An 18,920-nucleotide genomic window follows, 5' to 3' on the forward strand; every position below is an offset into this window, starting at 1 on the left:
GGTGTCGGTTCTTTCCTTCTTTATTGACGGTAAATTCCCTTTTTTTCCCATGGTTTTCCGCTGCAACGGGGAGAAAAGTATCAATTACGCCTGCCGTCAAAGAGCCGCAAAGCAGGAGAAGGCCCAGTCTGCGGAGAAATCACAATTCTGTGGGGCACTATACTACCGTCAGGGAGCGATGCTATGCAGAACACCACGTTAAATTTCAAGCTTGTCTCAGAGGAGATAAATCTGATCCTGAGCAACCTTTACGGCGGCTATATCTCGGGAGGAAGGCCGACAAAGCGCGGCGGCCTTAGGTTCCTTGATATCAAGAGCAATAAGACCTTCGGCTTTGAAAAAACCCGTGAGACTGATTCGGGCAATCTCCTTATTCTGAGCGCTCCCTTTAACTGGGCAATTGAAGACAAGGAGAAAAGGACAAAGCTGGAAAAAGAGATCCGCAAAGGCCCCCACCCGGACTTCATCTATGATATTGTCATCAGGCAGAGCCGCGACAAAGGGAAAGAGAACAAGAACTTCATCGAGGTGAAATACCGGATTCCCACAGGGGAGCTTCTGCAGAACGAGACCATTGAGGAGTATGCGAAGGAACACAGGATCACGACGGGAAAATATACCGTGAAAAGCATACTGAGGGACTATATCGATCCCTTTGCGAAAAGCACCATGGACCACCTCATAGAAGTCATAAGGGACTTCAAATAGGCGGCGGGGAGCCCGGTGCGGTGATGTGTGCCAATGGCTGAAGCAGTGCCTCAGAGCGAAGCTCAATTACGTGCCCATGTCAGTGAGTTTTCCTTTCCACGCTTTGCTGGAGGCGAAGGAGAGCGAAGGGCCCTGTCGCTGCTCAGGGAGAGACTCCGCTCCTGGGGTATGGCCCCGGAGGAAGTCTCTTTCCAGGTTTCCCGTTTCCCCTTTCTTTTCTTTTTCAAAGCCGTCGTGGCGCTCTGGGGGGGGGGGCTTGCGCTGTCACTCTCAACCCTTACCCGTTTTCCCCAGCTTTCCCTTGTTTTTATCGCCGTGACGGCTGGTGCCGTGGCATTCTTCTCACGGTGGCACCCGTGGATGGAAAGGCTTTACAACGTGCCCCTTTTCGGCACCGTGGAATCGGCGACTCTTCATGGGCAGCTTGGCAGTGATCCCGATTCAAAAGCTCCTCACCTTGTTTTCATGGCTCATTATGATTCAAAATCGCAGCTTCTCCCCGGCTTCATAAGGGCTCTAGTGAGCTTCCTCGGCCTTTTTGCTCTTCTGGCGCTCTCGGCGGCATCTCTGGTTGTGGTCTTCCTGCCGGGATGGGGCAGCGGCGTGCCCGCAGTTGTTGCCTATGGGTCGGGAGCGATCATGGCGGTGATGATTCTCCTCATGCTCTTCAATCCCTCTCAGGACAAGTCTCCGGGGGCGATGGACAATGCCTCGGGAGTAGCGGTGCTTCTTGCCCTCTCGAGGCACTTCTCACTTGAGCCTCCCGGCGGCGCCGTACTTCATTTTCTTTTCACCGGAGCCGAGGAGATAGGCCTCTGCGGCTCCTTCAGGTTCCTTGCAGAGAGGCAGCAGGACTTTCCGCCGGAGAGGACTTACGTGGTCAATCTCGATGGCGTAGGCGGCACTGAAAAGCTGCTTGTCGTTGACAGTTATGGCTTCCCTCCCTCCATCACCGCCCGGAGGCTTGGAAAATTCATAAGGAACAGGGCACGGGCCCTGGGAGTGAGGCTTCATCGTGCTCCCCTCGTGCTGGGCGCTCTCTGGGATCATGTCGTATGGGGAGCCCGGGGCTATGAATCGGTGACGCTCAGCGTGGGCGGATGGGACAGGGCAACGCTCAGCGTGCACAGCTCCGATGATTCTGAAAGGCATATCAACGCCGGGGCCCTTTCCCTGGCTTTCAAAATCTGTGTCGATTGGGTCTCCTCTGGAGAGGAAATGGAAGGATTCGCACAGAACAAATAGGGTGGTGCCGCCTGTGGCACCTGAAGTTATGTACAGGAGGAAGTCGTCGTGAAAATCCTAGTATTGAATTGCGGAAGCTCGTCAGTGAAATTCCAGCTTTTTGCCATGACCCATGAAGAAGTCATCGCCAAGGGCATTGTGGAAGAAATAGGCTCGGCGAACGCCATAGTAAGATACAAGGCCATCAATAAGGATGAGCACAGGGAGATCAGAGAGGTAAAAGACCACGAGGAGGCCCTCTCATGGGTGATTAGGACCCTTCTCCACCCTAAATACGGGGTGATTAAAGATGAAAGCGCCATTGTGGGCGTTGGCCACCGCGTGGTCCACGGAGGTGAGACCTTCTCGGGCTCCGTGCCTATCACCAAGGAAGTGATAAAAAAGATGGAGGAGTGCATCGAGTTCGCCCCCCTCCACAACCCTCCCAACCTCAAGGGCATCGAGGCCGCCACCAAGATGCTTCCCAATTCCGTGCAGGCCGGCGTATTCGATACGGCGTTCCACCAGAAGATGCCCCCCGTTGCCTATATCTACGGCATTCCCTATGACATCTACAAGAGGATGGGAATACGGCGCTATGGCTTTCATGGGACCTCCCATCTCTATGTCTCGCACAAGGCTGCAGAGTATATGAAAAAGCCCATTGAGTTCCTCAAGATAGTGACCTGCCACCTGGGAAACGGCGATTCCATGGCATGCGTGAAAGGCGGCACATCAATCGACACCACCATGGGCTTCACCCCTCTCGAGGGCCTTCTGATGGGGACCCGGTGCGGGGATATCGATCCCTATATTCCCCTGTATCTTATGGACAAGATGCAAATGACCACCGAAGAGATGAATTCATTTCTCAACAAGAAGTGCGGCCTCAAGGGAATCTCCGGGATGACCAGCGACATGCGCGAGATTGAAGAGGGACTCCTTCAGGGCAACGAGCGCTGCATGCTCGCCTTCGATATCTTCTGCTACCGCGTGAGGAAATATATAGGCGCCTATGCCTTTGCCATGGGAGGCCTCGATGCCGTCGTCTTTACAGGCGGCATCGGAGAGCACTCGCCCCTTGCCAGGCAGAAGATCCTCTCCGATCTCATCTTTGCAGGAATCGATATTGACGATGATAAGAATGAAGCCAATGAGCTTCGTATCGGCAAGGGCAAAGTGGAAGTCTTTGTGATCCCCACCAACGAGGAGCTTGTGATCGCCAGGGAGACAAGAGCGATCATCAGGACCGTCGAGTCGGCAAAGGCGTAAAATGGCATGAATGGTCACAGGGATTCGGGTGCCTGGAAGGCATACCGGGGATTTCTCCTTCTTGTGCTCTCCCTTGCCGCAGGGATAGCCCTCCTGTGGGGGATTCTCACGGCGGCCACAGGGGGCCGCTTCTGGCGGGATTTTACCGGCCAGCACCTTGAGGGGCCTCTCTCGACGGTCTATATAGCCCTCCTTTATTTCATGGCCCTTTTCATTTTTATAAAATACTGGAACATAGTCTCCGGGCGGTCTATCAAGGCCGTGGGCATAGAGTCCCTGGACCTGCGCCTCTTTGGAAGAGGGGTGGCCCTTGGAACTGTGGCGCTTCTCTTCTATTTTGTACCCCTCGTGGTGATGAGGGCCGTGACGCCTGTTGACGGGAAAGCCGTGGCAGCGGAGATGGTGAAGGCCTTCTTCTGGGGCCACATCGCTCTTAACGCACTGGTCTGCCTGGCCCTGGCCTTTACCGAGGAGCTTGTCTTCAGGGGCGTCATTTTCCAGAGCTTCCTCAAGCATGTCTCACGCTCTCATGCCCTCATCTTCACTGGTGTTTTTTTCGCGGCAGTCCACATGTTCTGCTCGGGGTCGCCGGCCTTGAAGGCCATGTATTTTGTCACGCTTTTCTGCTTCAATGCCGCCCTCTGCTCCATGGTGCTGCTGTCAGGATCCCTCTGGAGCGCCGTGGGATTTCATTTTATTCTTATTTTCGTCATCCTGGTGAGAAATTATCTGAAGGTGCTGGAGATAACGCCGCAGGCGGCGGGCGTCATCTTTGGAATCTCGCAGCACCCCATGGCGGGCCTCTGGAGCATCTTCACCTTCCTGGTCACCCTTGCCCTGCTCTGGCTCCTTTATGGGAAGAGAGGGATAGTCCTGCGGGACTGCGGGCCGCAGGCAGAGGAAGGGAAGGGGACGCCGCTAGAAGCCGAAGAAGAGCTGGCCTGACTCCAGGGCCGGCAGATGGTTTGACTCGCAGAAATACTCCTCGCAGGCCCGGCTGATCATCTTCATTTTCTCCGTGAGGCCCGGCGCGATGAAGACGTAGAATTTCCAGAGGTCCCGGTGCTTTTCCATCAGCACCTCTATCTCGGGGATCTTGAGCGTCGAGAGCATCCTGGGAGGCGAGGAGTCGATTTTCACCATCACGTTGGCCTCCTTGAGGGCCATGTCGGAAGAGGGGCAGTAGATGATAAGCTCGCCTTCCCTGAGGCGGAGCTTCTTGGTGAGAAAATCCTCGGCCTCCTCGCGGAGATGAATGTTGCGGTGGTAACGGCTTATAAGGTCCTGCTGCTTCTGGGGTCCGAGCCTCCTCGTGAGGATATAGCACCGCTTGTAAAGCTTCCTTGTCATGAGAAGCTCCAGGAGCATCTGGATGGTCTTCAGCTTCCCGAATTTAATGGAGAGCAGGGAGAGAAGCCCCTCGTCTCTCAGGGGGAAGAGGTCCCCCTTGGTGAGGCCGTTCTTGACTCCTATCTCGACGGCCTTGGATATCATGGCGCCTGATGCCGTCTTGGCGTGGTGAAAATAGACCCTTTCCGACATGAAGTAGCGGAGCCTCAGGAGATTGATGATCTCCGAGAGGACATCTTCCCTGATTATCCCCTCTTTCTGGGCATCAAGGAAGAACACGCCGTTCTGTATCCTGAAATACCGGAAGATACGCTGGTCATAGCCGTGGGAGATTCCGCAGAAATAGCCGTCGCGGGCAAGGTAGTCCAGGAGATCGGCGCATATGGTGCCGTTTATTATCTCCGAGAGCGCGGGGTTGCTCCCCGTCCGGTGGAGCACATCGGTGACCTGTGCCGAGATGCCCATGTCGCGGAGCACTTTTGCCACGGTGCCCGTGTTCAGGAAATAGGCAATCCTGTCAGGCGTGTCATGGCGGTCAAAAATCTGGCGCTCATCCTCAAAGGTGTGGCCGAAGGGGATGTGGGACACGTCGTGGAGCAGGGCCGCCGCGCGGGCCACGTGCTTTTCCTCATCGGAAAAGAGGCTCTTCCGCTGCTGGCCTTCTATGGTCTCGATGATGCGCTGCGCCACGAAGCATGTGCCCAGGCTGTGCTCAAAGCGCGTGTGGACTGCCGAGGGATAGACCAGGTGTGCCGTGCCGAGCTGTTTTATGCCCCTGAGGCGCTGCATCTCCGGAGTGTCAAGAAGGGGGATCTCATGCTCCACATCAAGGGGAATATCGCCATGGATGGGATCCCTTATGATTTTTTCGCTTTTTGGCGGTGTCATTTTACTGCTTGTTTTCCGTGACAGAGCCTATGCTCACTGCCTGCTGGTTTATGGTAAGATATGAGGTGGCGCGGGCCATGCGCTCCTCTAAGGCCACTTTCTCCCGCTTCCACGTCTCAAAGTATTTCTGGTCCTCGTCAATACGCTTCATGTTCTTTTCAATGTGCTGCTGGAGCTCCTTCACCTTCTTTTCCAATTCAGCATTCTCTGCAGTGAGGCGCTCGGCGCGCTTTGTTATCCTGCTCGAGAGAAAGAGCTCAAACTTGTCCATGGCCTGGTCATGGTTGAAAGCATTGACCAGGAGCTCCTCGGGCTTGGCCTTGTCCACTTTCATTGCCCCCAGGAGGGCCATTTTCGCGTTGTTTTCCCCCATGGCGAGATTGGTATCCATGTAGTCTACCACCTTGAAGACGTTCCAGCCGTGTCGGGGAGTCTGGATGTTGGCCTTCTCGAAGATTGTCTCAAACCGGTAGGTCGTCTCGTCGCCTTCGGGGACAAGCTCCTCGAAGCTGTCCACCTTGAGCTTTTTTGACTGTTTCTTGAGGTCATCGAAGGTCACCACCCTAGTTGACGTGACCTTCACCTTCTTGGCCTCCTGCTTGGAGGGCGCTGCGGTGTTCTTGATATTTTCCTCGCCTTCTATCTCTCCGGCGATGATGTGGGCTTTCTTCAGCAGGGTGATGAAGGGATTGTCTTTCTTCATGGTCATATCTCCTTTAAATTCTACTCCAGAGCGAGGCTTTCGGCATCATTCTGCTTGAAAGTATAATGAGCGTCAGTGAATCTGCCGCTTGAGCTCCATGAGCCTTGCATCAATCTCCTCGTTGGGGGTTTTCCGGTATTTTGCCGGGAGGAACCGGCTGTCGGTGCATTCCTTCACCGCCACGAGATCCATGTATTCCAGGGCCTTCGTGTGGGGGGAAGGGCGGAAATCTTTGCCTATCAGAGCGACGATCTCATCGAGGGGCTTCTTCTCCTCGCCCTCCTTCTGGAGGTCGTAAACCCTGTTGGCCCTCACCAGGAGGGCCTCCATCTCGTTCCCACCCAGCTCGACTCCCGGGGGAAGCCTGGGAAGCCTGTCCTCGCTTAGTTCCACGCCGAGCTTCTTGGCCACCACCTTGAAGAGCTCGTTGCGCTCCCCGTCATCCTGCGGCGCGAAGAGAGGAATATGGACATCAAGGCGCCCCTGGCGCTTCAGGTCCACCTCCAGGAGATCGGGCCTCGACGTGGCGAGGATCCATATGATCTTTCCGCGGTTTCGCGTATCGCTCATCTTCTGGGCAAGCATGGAATACACGCGCCCCGAGACGCCGGCGTCGCCGCCTCCCGAGTCGCGCTTTCCCGTGGCCTGGTCGGCCTCGTCGATGAAGACCACCACCTGCCCCAGGGCATCGAGGACATTGAAGATTTTCTCCAGGTTGCCCTCGGTGGCGCCCTGCCACTTGTCGCGGAAGTTCTTGAACTTCACGAAGGGAATGCCCAGGTCGCCTGCCCAGCACGTGGCAAGGTAGGTCTTTCCCGTGCCTATCCCTCCCGTGAAGAGGTATCCCATGGGCACGGAGCGTGTTTTTCCGGTCTTGATGAGCTGGGCATCTTCACGGAGCCAGTTTTTCGCCTCCCTGTGCCCGGCCACCATATCAAGGGTATAGGGGGACTCGATAAACTCGAGCAGCTCATTGCATTCCTTTTCTATCATCTCCTTCTTGTTCTTTGACAGGAACTCCGGGGTTATCTCGTGCTTGTTGTTCACTGCCAGCGACACGAGGGATCTTATGCCTACCCTCGTGAGGCCCAGGAGCTTCTGGGACAGGGCCTCATTGGGCACCTTGCAGTACTGGGGAAACTCGGGGAAATGCTTCTTCAGTGACTCCACGTACTCGGTGATTTCCTCATCGCCGGGCATGGAAATCTTCAGCTTTGCGTTGTAAGGGCTCTCCACGATGAGCTTGTTGAGGTCGTTCAGGTTCTCCGAGATGAGGCATGTGACGATATTGGCGCCCATTATCGAGGGGTCACTTCCCCAGTCCAGGATTTTTATAAGGATCTCGCTCGTGTCGCCCAGGAGCTGCATGAGATCCCCTCTTGGCGCCACATACTGGGCGTAGTCTATGACGACGGCTATTTTGAGGGGATTGGGCACGCTCTTTTTTTCGCTTTTCTCGGGGGCCTCCCTGGCGGCATTGACAAACTGGATGCGCTGGAGGCCCACCTGGATGAAGCGGTCCATGAGCTCGAGGGCCCGCTTGGGATCCCTGGGGATCTGCCCCGGGAAGGTGGCATAGTTGGTCTGGTTGAAGCTGTCGTAGATGGAGAGGTATTTCTGAAACTCCTCCATCCCTTTTTTCACCCGGACCCCCTTGCCACGGTCGTAGAAGATGACCACCTCGAAGGGGGCAAAGAGCGTCTCTTCCAGGTAATGGCGGAGTGAGACAAACTCCATGTCGTCCTTGTCCTTCCTCGAGGGCACCAGGTCAAAGACATTCCCGTAGAGGATAAACTGGCTCGTGGTGCCTCCCAGGAAGATCTCGCGCATTTTTTTCGCCCAGTGTACAAGGGTGCTCATGGCTCTCTATCCTTTCCCGAAGCCTTACGTGGTAGTAGTATCAGTGCTCTTGAGGCTCTCGATGATGCCGTCAGGGGGGCCGGCAAGCTCCTCCTCGATGGGACCGAAAAGCTCGGCATTGGTCTTCATCCACTCGTCGGTTTCATTGATCGAGGTGACGGTGCTGTCTATCTTGTCAGAGAGGGTTCCTGACTGGCCGTCAATGGCGGCCACGTTCTGGAGCAGCTCAAGCTGCTCCTCGATGCGCAGCAGCTCAAGGTCGATGGTCTTTATCTTCTCGTCGGCAGAGGTGATGTTGCCGAGCCTTTTCTTCATGGTCTCAATGGTGGACTCAAGGGTCTTCTTTATGCGCTCGTTGCTCTCGTTCTGCATGTTTTTTTCCATGTTGTCTATCTTTTTCTGAAGGTTGTCCCTTGACTCGTTCTTGATGTTCTTGATGATGACTTCCCTTGACAGCAGCAGGCGCAGGGCAAGCCAGAGGAGCTGGTTGAGGATTGCAAGGCGCGAGGTGTCCAGGTGGCCTGTCTCAATAGAGGCCGTCTCGTAGATGCTCACCACGTTCTGGCACTTTCTCTCGAGGTCCTGGTAGCGCGCCCGGGCTCCCTGGGAAAGGCGGTTGAAGATCCTGGTCTTTTTCTGCTCCCATTGCTCGCGCTTCTTAAGGAGCTCCTTCCCCTGGATGACTTTCTGGAAGCGCGGGTTGGTGCTCAGCATATAGAGGTAGCCCAGCTCCGCTCCGGCGCCGATGAGAAGCATCGGCCACCCGACGAAAACACCTGCCGCCGCTAAGCCTCCCAGGGCGACCCAGTTGACGGGCACCTTTCCCATGGCAGGCACCTTCACCCTCAGGTTGAAGGCTTCCTTGACGTAGTCGCTCCAGGTGAGATTCTCTCTAGCCATACTCTTCCCTCTTAATCGTTAAACTCGTTGAACTTCTGGAATGCCTCGGTGACAATCATCACATTTTCCTTGAACTCGGCCTTTTCCTGCTCCATAAGAGCCCCGGCCTGCATCTGGGGGAGGTTCCTTATTTCCATCGCAATCGTTCCCGGCGAGTTGGTGAAAATCCATATCCTGTCGCCGAGGTACACGGCCTCGGCAATACTGTGGCTTATGATGAACACGGTGGCTTCCACTTCCCGCCAGAGCTCCAGGATGAGATCCTGCATCACGAGGCGTGTGGGCTCGTCAAGGGCGCTGAAGGGCTCGTCCATGAGTATTATCCGCGGCTTGAGAGCCAGAGTCCTTGCGATGGCCACGCGCTGCTGCATGCCGCCTGAGAGCTGGTGGGGAAATTTCTGCTCGTTCCCGTCAAGACGCACGCGGTGGATCCACCGCATGGCATACTCTTCCATGTTCTGCCTCGTGGGCTCGGCGCCGATGAGCTCTTTCTGGTCCTCCCGGCTCATGAGCTCGATACCGAAGGTGACATTGGAGAGGACGGTCCTCTGGGGGAAGGAGCTGTATTTCTGGAAAATCATCCCCCTGTCCTTGCCGGGGCCCATGATGGGGCTGTTTCGCACGTACGCCTCCCCTGTCGTGGGGGGAAAGTGGGGTCCCAGGCCCGCGATGATGTTGAGGACAGTTGATTTTCCGCACCCGCTCGGGCCTATAAGGGCTATGAACTCCCCTTTGCCAGGGATGTCATCGACTTCGAAGTTGACATTCTCTATGGCGGTGAACTCCCGGGGAGTCCCCTTGAAAAAGGTCTTGGACACGTTCCTGAAGGTCACCACGGCCGGTATGTCGGTGGTTTTTGCAATGACGGGGTTTTCAGTTATCTGGAGAGTGCTCATCAGCGCGCCTCCTTGTACCTGAAGAGTGCCCGGTAGCCCAGCTCCCAGAGCTTGTCTATCAGGAAGGCGATAAGCACTATGACGGTGAGCACGAGATAGACAATAGAGCTGTCGGCTCCCCGTGACTGGGCGTTTTTCAGGATGAATCCCAGGCCGCTCTCGGCGCCGATCATCTCGGCCATGATGATCCAGGTGAATCCCACGCCGAAGCCCAGGCGCAGTGAGTTGTAAATCTCGGGGAGCGCGATGGGAAAAAGTATCTTCGAGACAATGTGCCACTTGTTCGCCCCGAGGGTATAGCCAGTGTTCAGGAAGACATCGTCAACATCGGAGATGGCCTTTACAAAAGCCGGCAGCAGGAACACAAAGGTGGCGATGGCAAGAAACCCCACTTTCTGTTTTTCCTCCATGCCGAACCATACAAGGGTGAGGGGCACGAGGGTAGGGATGGGGATGTATGAGCCCACGATCATGATAGGGGCAAAGGCCGCCCTGAATTTCGAAAAGGAGCCCATCAGCACGCCAAGAGGCAACGCGAGAGCCGTGGCGATGAGGAACCCGCCCGTGATCCTTGCAAGGCTCACCAGAATACCGGCGCCGAGCCGTTTCTCAGGGGTCAGGATCTTCGGGATGGCCTGTACGAATTCCTTGGGGCTCGGCATGATGATTGAGGAAATGACCCTCTGCTCCACGGGCCCCCATGTCACCAGGGTCCAGATTATCACCAGGAGCACAATGGGGATCATTGAAAGGAGAAAGGCCGTAAAAGGCGATACATCCTCCCTGATGGCAAAGATGCTCCCGGTGAACTTCGCCAATTGAAAGGCTTTCCGCTGCCTGGGAGGAGCCTCTTCCTGTTTTTTTTCAGGCTTTTCCCTTGCAGGCTTTTCCCGCACGGGCTTGATTTTTTTTACCTTGGTCTCTTTTTTAAAAAAAGCAGGCAGCTTCAAAACTTTGGAGCCTCCCTTCGGCGGCTTGCTATCACAAGAGCGCACATGGTGCGCTCCACGTCAGCTTTCTTGCGTAAAGCAGAAGTCCCTGCCTGCCATGTCCCCATGGCAGGCAGGGCGCGCTGGTACGGAATATTATTTTGCCTCGGGCTGGTACACGGAGATTTCCACTCTCCTGTTTTTCGCATGGTTTTCGGGGTCGCCGGGATCAAAGGGCTTGTCCCAGCCCGCTCCCTCGACGACAAACTTGTTGGGATCGAACTTGTATTTCTCCACGAGCTCCTTTTTCACCGAGTTGGCCCTGGCCATGGAGAGCTTTTTCACGGCCTCGTCAGGCACCTGCCCTTTCCGTGACCCGTCGGTATGGCCCACGATGGCGATGGTGGCCGCTTCAAACTGCGCGGCGAGGCGGGCTACCTTCTCAAGGGTGGATTTTGAGTTGGGATCATAAGTGGTGTTTGCCAGGGCATTGCCGAGCTCATCATGCTGGGGCTCAAAGATGTTTGACGAATTGGGATAGAAGTTTATCCTGATGGTCTGCGTGAGAATTGGCGCCTCGGCCTGGACCTTCGAGAAGGAGGTGGGCGCGAAGACTGTCTTGTAGCTGTCTTTCTGGTGGGCGAAGGTGCCATCCTTTTCAATGTCAGCCATCACGCTGAAATCCATCACCTGGTCAAACTGCACCGGCGCGTCAATAAGGCCCAGCTCCCTGTACACGAAGCAGATGGTCTTCCATGTCCTCTCGAAGTTGGCGGGGTTGTTGGCGTTCATGAAAAATTCCTTGTTTTCGGCGAAGTTTGTGGAGTGGGCGTCCTGGAGCATCTTCTTTATCTCGCCTACGTCAAAGCCATAGAGATCGGCCATCCACTGGCAGGCCTGGACCCTGTAGCTCTCGTTCTGGAGCTTGTCCATTCCTTCAAAAATCCCTGCCACGATGCCCTTGATGATGTCGGGGTGATCCTTGGCGAAGTCTGCGCGGACCGCCCATACGTCGGCAATGAGCTTGTTGGCGTCGGCGGTCGTGGAGAGAATCTTGGTGCCCTTCACCTTCTCGGGGATGTTGTAAATATCGGGGGCCCACGAGACGACGGCGTCAATCTGATCGGACTTGCCCGTTGAGGCCACGAAGGCGGCTGCCGCTTCAAAGGCGGTGTTGGTGTACTTGTGCTTCACCTCGGAAGGCTGGATCCCGGCGCTTATGAGGAGGCTGTTGATGTAATACTGGCTCGGCGAGTTCTGGGCATAGACCACGGTCTTGCCCCTCAGATCCTGGACGCTCTTTATCCTGTCCCTTACGACGATGCCGTCGCCGCCGTTGGACCAGTCAATCTGCTGGTAGATGCGCGGCGCCGTCCTTGAATCCTTCATCAGCTCGGGGGCGAAGAGGACCATCATGTCGAGGGTGCCCCAGAGAATATGGCTTTTCCCGGCGGCGAAAGCGTTTCTTGCCGCCACGGGGTCGTCGATCAGGGTGATGTTCATCTGAAAGCCGTACTTCTTGTAAAAAATGCTTTCCTTGTTGGCCTTGTGCCCATGGTTCGCCGCGATGATGGGGAGCCACCCTATCCAGATGTTGATGGGGAACTCCACGATCTTGCTGTTCTTGTCCCACTTGTAGCCGCTGATAGCCTTGGGATCGACTGCGGGGAGCTTTTCCTGGGGGACGTACTTGTATTCCTGGACGGTCGTGATGCCCTTCAGGTCAGGAGCCTCGATGTTGAGCTTGGTCATGTCGATGGTCTTGCCTGGAGAGGGGCCGGTGCTTCCTCCCGTGCCGCCGCCTTTTTTCAAGAACCCGAAATAGACGCCTGCACCGATGAGGCCCACGATGAATAAAAAGACAATTACCTTTCCGAAGGGAGTAAGCCCTTCCTGTTTATCCTGTGCCATATTGCTGCCCCTCCTTTTATAATAGAGTGATTTCCCCGCCCCGGGGTCGAATATTTCAAGGTGTTATATGGTTTCCTCACGCTCCAGGGGACCCATTGCCTTGGTGCCTGCAGGCGCTTCAAGCGGTGCCTCCATACCCGGCATTTCAATTCCCACGCTTGCGGCAAACTCTGAGAGAGCCTGCTGCTCAAGGGCTTTCATCTCCGACTCCTTCATGGAGATTTCAGAGGTGTCGGCCGAGTCCTTGGCCACCATGGCTCTTCCCGTGGCTTCCTCGATGCGCTCGTCAAGGTGCTCCTGGATCCGCGACATGGTGTCGCCGTCGCTTCCTATCTCGGCGATCATGGCCTGGGACATCTCACGGAGCTCCGCCTCGGCCTCCTTCATCTCCACCTGGGAGAGCTTTCTCACGAGCTCGTCGATCTTGTTCTTTGCATCCCTGACGGTGACTTCCTTGGTCTTCAGGAGATTTTCATAGACCTCCTTGGCCGACTTGAGCTGCGACCGGTACTCTACGAGCTGCTCCCTTATGGTTTTCAGCTCCATGGCGTACTTGCCTGCAATGTCCCTGTTCCCCGCCTTGAGGTTCGCCTGTGTTTTGGCGATGTAGTCGGCCTCTTTTTTCTGCCCCTCGGCAATGAGGCGGTCGAGCCTGGACACAAAGCCGGCCTGCTTGGCCAGGTTCTGGTTGTACTTGGCGACTTTCTCCCTCAGGGCCTCCTTTTCAGCTTCAATGAGGGCCTTGGGGTTTGAGCTCTCAATACCTTTGATGAAGAGGCTCAGGAAACCCTTGAAAATCTTGTTAAGTCTTTTCCACAAGTGGAATCACCTCGTTTCTTTATTATATGCCTCCCCGGGAGGCAGTCTGCTGCATGCCGTGCCTCTCTGCAAGCAAGGCACTGAACCTATTTCGCCATATAATTAATTATTCCTGTGATACCCGTGCGGGAGGGCCCTGCTCTCTATCCTGCTCTCATCAGTTCCTTCCATTTTATTTTGCAGGGGCAGCTGAAAACAGAAAGGACCTTCCTGTCCTGGGTGGCATTGAACTCCCTGACAAGCTCCCTGGCTTGTTCGTTGCAGAGCTCGCAGTTTTCCGCAGTCCTGCCCGCGGCAAGCCCTTCATCACTGAGGCCCACCTCTATCTCCACGGGGAGGGAGAAAGTGGCTCTCAGCACTTCGATGACGCTCCACAGCTTCGGCGGGGTGAAGAGGCCCTTGAAATAGAGCTCTTCCAGGGGGGTATTCTGGGGCACAAAGGTGGGCTGGAGGGCCACCTTTACCTGAATCCCGAGGGACTTCCCGAGATCATTGAGGTAATAGATGGAATCAATGGCATCACGGACTGCCTCCCCCTCGCTGAGTCCCGGCGGCTTGAGGAGCACATAGGCAAGAAGATGGATCCCCAGGGGCGCGAGTACTGCCGCCGCCTCGTTGAACTGTTCCAGCGTGAAGCCCTTCTTGAGGACTTCCAGCCTCAGGTCATCCCGCTTTGTCTCCAGGCCGATGCCCACCTCAAGCATCTTGTCGCCAAGGAGGCCCTTGAGCTTCCCAAGCTGGCTCTTTTCAGAGACGATGTATTCAGGCCTTGATTCTATCAATATCTTTCTTATGTGGGGATGCTCCGATATCTTGGAAAAGATATGCTCTCCCACAGGGGGAGGTATCTCGATCCTGTTGAGAAAGGAGCCTGAGTTGTAGATGTCGATCTCGGCGATATCCTCATTGAGCGTATAATGAAGGAAGAGGGCCTTTTCAAACTGGGTGATGATATCAAGCCCGGGAACAGGCATCCCTTTCGTCGAGAGCTCCTTGAAACCGCAGAAAGCGCATCCGCCGCTGCTTCCGAGGGCATGGCTGCAGCCCCTGGTTCTCAGGATCACCATGAGGCGCTTTCCCTTTTTCCCCTCTATTCTTGTGGGCGCTATATGAACAAATGCCGGCGTCTTGAGATCCATTCCGGTGCGCTCCTAGCGTTCGCAGATGAAGTTTCCCATCACAAGTACATCGAACCGGGTGTTGAGGAACGTGCGCACGGCATCTTCCGGAGTTGCCACTATGGGCTCCTGGGAGTTGAAAGAGGTATTCAGGATAAGTGGGAGACCCGTGATCTCATAAAATTTCTTGATAAGCTTGTAGTAACGGGGATTCTGCCGCTCGCTCACCGACTGGATACGGCTTGTCCGGTCGGTATGGGTCACGGCATCAATCAAACCCAGCTTCTCGGGCCGCACGTCAAAAATCATGAGCATGTATGGCGAGGGGTAGAGGCAGTCAACCCACTCACCTGCGTGCTCTTCCAAGATGCTCGGGGCGAAAGGCCTGAATTCCTCCCTGTTCTTGATGCCCATGGCATTGATTTTCTCCTTGATCCTCCCGTCGGTGGGGTTGGCAATGAGGCTCCTGTTCCCCAGGGCCCTGGGGCCTATCTCGAGCCTTCCCTGGAACCAGCCGATGATTTTCCCGTCTTTCAAAAGGGTGGCCGTTTTTTCAGTGAGCTCGTCGAAGTTCTCATATTCCCTGTGCTTGAGCCGGTAATCCTCGATGACGGCCAATATCTGCTCCCTGGTGAACTGGGGGCCATAGTAGGGCGCGACAAGGATCTGCTCGTCCACCTTGGGGTTGCCAAGGACCATGTTCCAGAGGTAATAGGCGGCGCCCACGGCCGTGCCGGCATCATGGGCGGCGGGCTGGATAAAGATGTTCATTTTCGGGTATTTTTTCTGGATTTTCGCATTGGCCACTGAATTGAGGGCGACGCCCCCTGCCATGCAGAGGTTGAGGCATTTGGTCTTTGAGACGAGATAGTCCACCATGTGAAGAATCACTTCCTCGGTCCTTTTCTGGAGGGCTCTTGCTATCATCATCTCCTGTATGGTCGCCGTGGGATCTATGGCCTTGTCACGGCGCTCCTTGAAGAACCTCTTCGCAAGCTCGGAATAATCCTCGTTCCTGAACTTCATGATGGTATCGTCGATTTCAAAGCCCCCGTCGGGCAGGATCTTCACGATCTCCTCGAAGGTCTCGACGATATATTTCGGGAGGTACATTTCAGCCGACGTGGCGAGGCCCATCACCTTGCAGGCATCGTATTCGGAGAAGCCGAAATACTTGGAGAATTTTTCCCAGAGGAACCCCAGCGAAGACGGGTAGTCAACCTCCTTTATCCTTTCGAGCTGGTTCCCTTTCCCGAAGCCGAGCCATGTGGAGGCGAATTCCCCTATTCCGTCCACGGCAAGAATGTTGGCCTTGTCAAAGGGAGACATATAAAAGGCGCTCCCTGCATGGCAGATATGGTGGGGAATGAAGCGGAAAATACTCCTGATATCCCTTCCTGCAATCGCCGAGAGCTTGCCGGGCACCTGCTTAAGCTTGTGGAAGTAAAGCTCCTCTCCCTCCCTGCTCCCGAAGTCCATCGTGGCAATCCTGTAGGGATGCACATGGGCGGTATTCCTGCGGAACCGCTCCTCAGGATCGAGAGAGAACCCTATATGGTCAATATCGTTCCATGTAATCCTCCCATAGCGGAGACAGAACTCCATGGCCTTCACGGGCAGCTCGTCGGGATTGCTGGTGAGAGCTTTTTTCCCATGCTTTTTCCTGTTGAACCTTTCCTCCTCTGCACAGGCAATGATCCTGCCGTTCTCAAGAAGGCATGCCGATGATTCGTGATAGGCTGAATTGATGCCGAAAATATAGGTTTTTTTCTCTTCCTGTGTCACAGGTGAAACTCCCTTCGCGGTATTTTTAGTGTGGCCCCTATGATTCTTTCCATAGTATTCCCCACCGGTTATTTTTCCCCTTTTTGCGGGAGTGCCCCGCCGGGAGGTGAAAAAGTCACGGCGACCCATTGACATGGTTTCTCTCCCATGGGATGATCTCCTTATGAAACACTTTCTTCCCTTCGAGCAGGTGCGGCAGTCCCATGGGAGCACCCTTGGGAATAAAGGGTACACGCTGGCCCTTCTCTACAGGAAGGGGTTTCCCGTGCCCCGGGGATACTGCCTTCCCTCCACGGCAGGGAAGGAATTCATGGATCCCCTGGTGGCAGCGCATGAGCTTTATCTTCTTCCTACCGGGGAGCAGCGGCGCCGCCTTGGCGCTCTTCGTGACTCCATCAGGGGGAGCCCTGTGCCTCCTGGTATCGCCGCTGATATCACCGAGCTTTTCTCCCTTCTTGAAGGTCCTTTCATCGTGCGCTCTTCGGGATCCGATGAAGACGGGACCCTTGCCTCCTTCGCAGGGGTTTTCACTACGGTAAGCCCCGTCTCTTCTCCCGGGGAACTGGAGGATGCCATACGGCATGTGTGGGCATCGCTCTGGTCCCATGAAGCTTTTGTGTACCGGGAGGTCCACCATATCCCTCCCATGAGCGCTTCAATGGCGATAGTGGTGCAGAAAGAAATCAGCCCCGCTCTTTCCGGGGTGCTCTTCACGGTAAATCCATTGAGCGGTGACCATGAAATGGTGATCAATGCCCATGAGGGTCACGGAAGGCTCATAGCCGAGGGAAGCGTAACCCCCACGGAATATCTTTTGAGAGCGCAGGCGCCCCCGGGGACTTGCCCGGTTGAAAGAAGAGGGAAGCTTGAGCTCCCCGGTGAGCTTGTTGAATCGCTTGCCGGGACGGGGAGATCTCTTGAGAGGCTTTTCGGCTGGCCCCAGGATATAGAATGGGGCTATGACGGCACCCTCTGGATCTTCCAGTCCCGTCCCCTTTCCTCATCCCCGGGGTGCCGCTGGGTCCATGATCCCCTGGTGGACGTGGTGCCCGAGTTCCTTACCCCTTTTGCTTCTGATTTTTACAGGGAATATATCGGAGGGAGGATGGGAGCGCTATACCGGGAGCTTGGAATAAGGCTTCCCGCCCTCCCCCTGGTGAGAGAGTTCGGCGGCAAGCTTTACCTGAGCACGTGCATTGAGAGTGCCGTCATGGAGCAGGCAGCTTCAGAGCAGGGGCGGGCCCGTCATATGGCGGCAGCCTTTTCGATGCTGAGAACTCTGCAGGGCAGGCTCTGGGATTACAGGGCAAAGATGGAGAGCCTGGCCCTGCGGGGCGAAGAAGGGGGGGGTGATCCCTGGGAGCTTCTCCGTGAAGCCCGTGAGCTCATATGCCGCAATGACCCTGCCCTCTTTATCACGCACCTTTACGGGTATTTACGCGAATCTCTTGCCCGGCTCCTTCCCGGGGGAGGAGCTTCATCGCTTGACACGCTTGAGGAGGCCCTCGCCCCGGGCCCCGGAAGTTCTTTTGAAGAAGCGCTTTTCGATGATCTTGCCCTCCTTGCCGGTGAGCTTGCTTCCGGATTTTCACAGCCCTGCGCCGTGAATGAGCAGGCAGCTCTTCTCTCCCATCCCGGGGTGCACCGTTTCAGGCATACCTATCGCTACTGGTCTGACAGGCCTCTTGAGCTTCAGCACGGCAGGCTCGGGGAAAATGACGGGCTTTTCCTGGCTCTCATGAGGAGCAGTGCATTGGAGGGGCGGCGAAAAGCCGCGAAGAGAAGAGAGGCGTGCCGTGAGAAAGCACGGCAGAGCCTCTCGGAGCTCAGGGCTCTTCTTCGCTTGGCGGCAGGGCAGAGCTGCGGGGAGGACCTTCTTGAATGGCTCCTCTTTCTCTCCAGGGAGAGAGAAGAGCAGAGGCGGTACACCATGGTTGCCGCGGCACTCCTGAGGACCCTCATGCGGCAGGGGGCCCGCATGCTCATCAGGCAGGGTTTTCCTGAAGACCTGGAGGAAGGCATATTCTTTCTCACTCTCGATGAATTTGGGAGTGTAAAGGGAGCACACTCCCATGCCGCCTTATGGCAGGCCCATTATCGGCATGTAATGGAGGAGAGAAAGCGGCTCCAGACCATGGGGCTTCCCGACGAGTTTGAAGGGCTCGTGCCCAGAATCCACCGCTCGCAAGGGGCGCCGCTTTTTTCCGGTGAATCTCTTAAAGGAATCTCGCTTTCCCGGGGGCGTGTAACGGCGCCCTGCAGAGTTATGGATGACTCCTTTTCCATGGAAACTTTCCAGGGAGGGGAGATTCTCGTGGTGCCAAGAAGCGATCCCCTCTGGGCCGCGCTTTTCCCCCTTGCGTCGGGCTTTATCACCGGAACGGGAGGGCCTCTTTCCCATGGCGCCATCCTGGCCCGTGAATTCAAAATCCCCGCCGTGAGCGGTATGACTTTCCTTGTCTCTCATGTAAAGACCGGCGATATTCTTACTATTGACGGTGATGAAGGCACAGTAATGCTCCATGGGTCCTGCGGGGAAAAAAAAGAAGAGGCGTAA

At 55.7% G+C, this 18,920-nt stretch carries 15 protein-coding genes; 5 read left to right on the forward strand and 10 right to left on the reverse strand.

The window, feature by feature from the left end; all coding sequences use genetic code 11:
- Positions 1–183 precede the first annotated feature (183 nt).
- Genes RDV48_22710 through RDV48_22725 form a run of 4 tightly spaced genes read left to right on the forward strand, consistent with a single transcriptional unit; the run spans position 184 to position 4,149 of the window.
- A complete protein-coding gene (locus tag RDV48_22710; protein ID MDQ7825629.1) occupies positions 184–708 on the forward strand; it encodes a hypothetical protein in 525 nt (174 codons plus the stop codon).
- A 33-nt stretch (positions 709–741) separates the two neighbouring features.
- Positions 742–1,953, forward strand: coding sequence for a M28 family peptidase (locus RDV48_22715; protein MDQ7825630.1), 1,212 nt, complete (start codon positions 742–744; stop codon positions 1,951–1,953).
- A 48-nt stretch (positions 1,954–2,001) separates the two neighbouring features.
- The gene (locus RDV48_22720) at positions 2,002–3,204 is read left to right on the forward strand and encodes an acetate kinase (GenBank protein ID MDQ7825631.1); all 1,203 of its coding nucleotides are present in this window, start codon (positions 2,002–2,004) and stop codon (positions 3,202–3,204) included.
- 6 nt (positions 3,205–3,210) lie between these two features.
- The gene (locus tag RDV48_22725; GenBank protein MDQ7825632.1) at positions 3,211–4,149 is read left to right on the forward strand and encodes a type II CAAX endopeptidase family protein; all 939 of its coding nucleotides are present in this window, start codon (positions 3,211–3,213) and stop codon (positions 4,147–4,149) included.
- Here the strand turns inward: RDV48_22725 and RDV48_22730 are convergent.
- From RDV48_22730 to RDV48_22775, 10 genes are all read right to left on the reverse strand, one after another.
- Positions 4,123–5,442 (reverse strand): HD domain-containing protein, encoded by a 1,320-nt coding sequence (locus RDV48_22730; protein MDQ7825633.1) that lies wholly within the window; start codon positions 5,440–5,442, stop codon positions 4,123–4,125. The genes RDV48_22725 and RDV48_22730 overlap by 27 nt on opposite strands.
- Before the next feature lies 1 nt (position 5,443).
- Entirely contained in the window at positions 5,444–6,145 is a 702-nt protein-coding gene (locus RDV48_22735) for a hypothetical protein (protein ID MDQ7825634.1), read from the reverse strand.
- Between the two features lie 72 nt (positions 6,146–6,217).
- Entirely contained in the window at positions 6,218–8,005 is a 1,788-nt protein-coding gene (locus tag RDV48_22740) for an ATP-binding protein (protein MDQ7825635.1), read from the reverse strand.
- 24 nt (positions 8,006–8,029) lie between these two features.
- Entirely contained in the window at positions 8,030–8,905 is an 876-nt protein-coding gene (locus RDV48_22745; protein MDQ7825636.1) for a hypothetical protein, read from the reverse strand.
- A gap of 11 nt (positions 8,906–8,916) precedes the next feature.
- Positions 8,917–9,801, reverse strand: coding sequence for an ABC transporter ATP-binding protein (locus RDV48_22750; protein MDQ7825637.1), 885 nt, complete (start codon positions 9,799–9,801; stop codon positions 8,917–8,919).
- Positions 9,801–10,751, reverse strand: a complete 951-nt coding sequence (locus tag RDV48_22755; protein ID MDQ7825638.1) for an ABC transporter permease — start codon at positions 10,749–10,751, stop codon at positions 9,801–9,803. The genes RDV48_22750 and RDV48_22755 overlap by 1 nt, the downstream gene beginning before the upstream one ends.
- A 135-nt stretch (positions 10,752–10,886) precedes the next feature.
- Positions 10,887–12,641 (reverse strand): phosphate ABC transporter substrate-binding/OmpA family protein, encoded by a 1,755-nt coding sequence (locus RDV48_22760; GenBank protein ID MDQ7825639.1) that lies wholly within the window; start codon positions 12,639–12,641, stop codon positions 10,887–10,889.
- 63 nt (positions 12,642–12,704) lie between these two features.
- Positions 12,705–13,460 (reverse strand): PspA/IM30 family protein, encoded by a 756-nt coding sequence (locus RDV48_22765; protein ID MDQ7825640.1) that lies wholly within the window; start codon positions 13,458–13,460, stop codon positions 12,705–12,707.
- Between the two features lie 143 nt (positions 13,461–13,603).
- Positions 13,604–14,599: an archaeosine biosynthesis radical SAM protein RaSEA gene (locus tag RDV48_22770; GenBank protein MDQ7825641.1), complete on the reverse strand. Its 996-nt coding sequence runs from the start codon at positions 14,597–14,599 to the stop codon at positions 13,604–13,606.
- Positions 14,600–14,611: 12 nt separating this feature from the next.
- On the reverse strand, positions 14,612–16,363 hold the full coding sequence (locus tag RDV48_22775) for a carbamoyltransferase C-terminal domain-containing protein (protein ID MDQ7825642.1): 1,752 nt from the start codon (positions 16,361–16,363) through the stop codon (positions 14,612–14,614).
- A 163-nt stretch (positions 16,364–16,526) separates the two neighbouring features.
- Between RDV48_22775 and RDV48_22780 the strand changes: the two genes are divergently transcribed.
- Entirely contained in the window at positions 16,527–18,920 is a 2,394-nt protein-coding gene (locus RDV48_22780; GenBank protein ID MDQ7825643.1) for a PEP/pyruvate-binding domain-containing protein, read from the forward strand.

This window comes from Candidatus Eremiobacterota bacterium, from assembly GCA_031082125.1.
Classification (GTDB): Bacteria; Vulcanimicrobiota; CADAWZ01; order CADAWZ01; family Ess09-12; genus Ess09-12.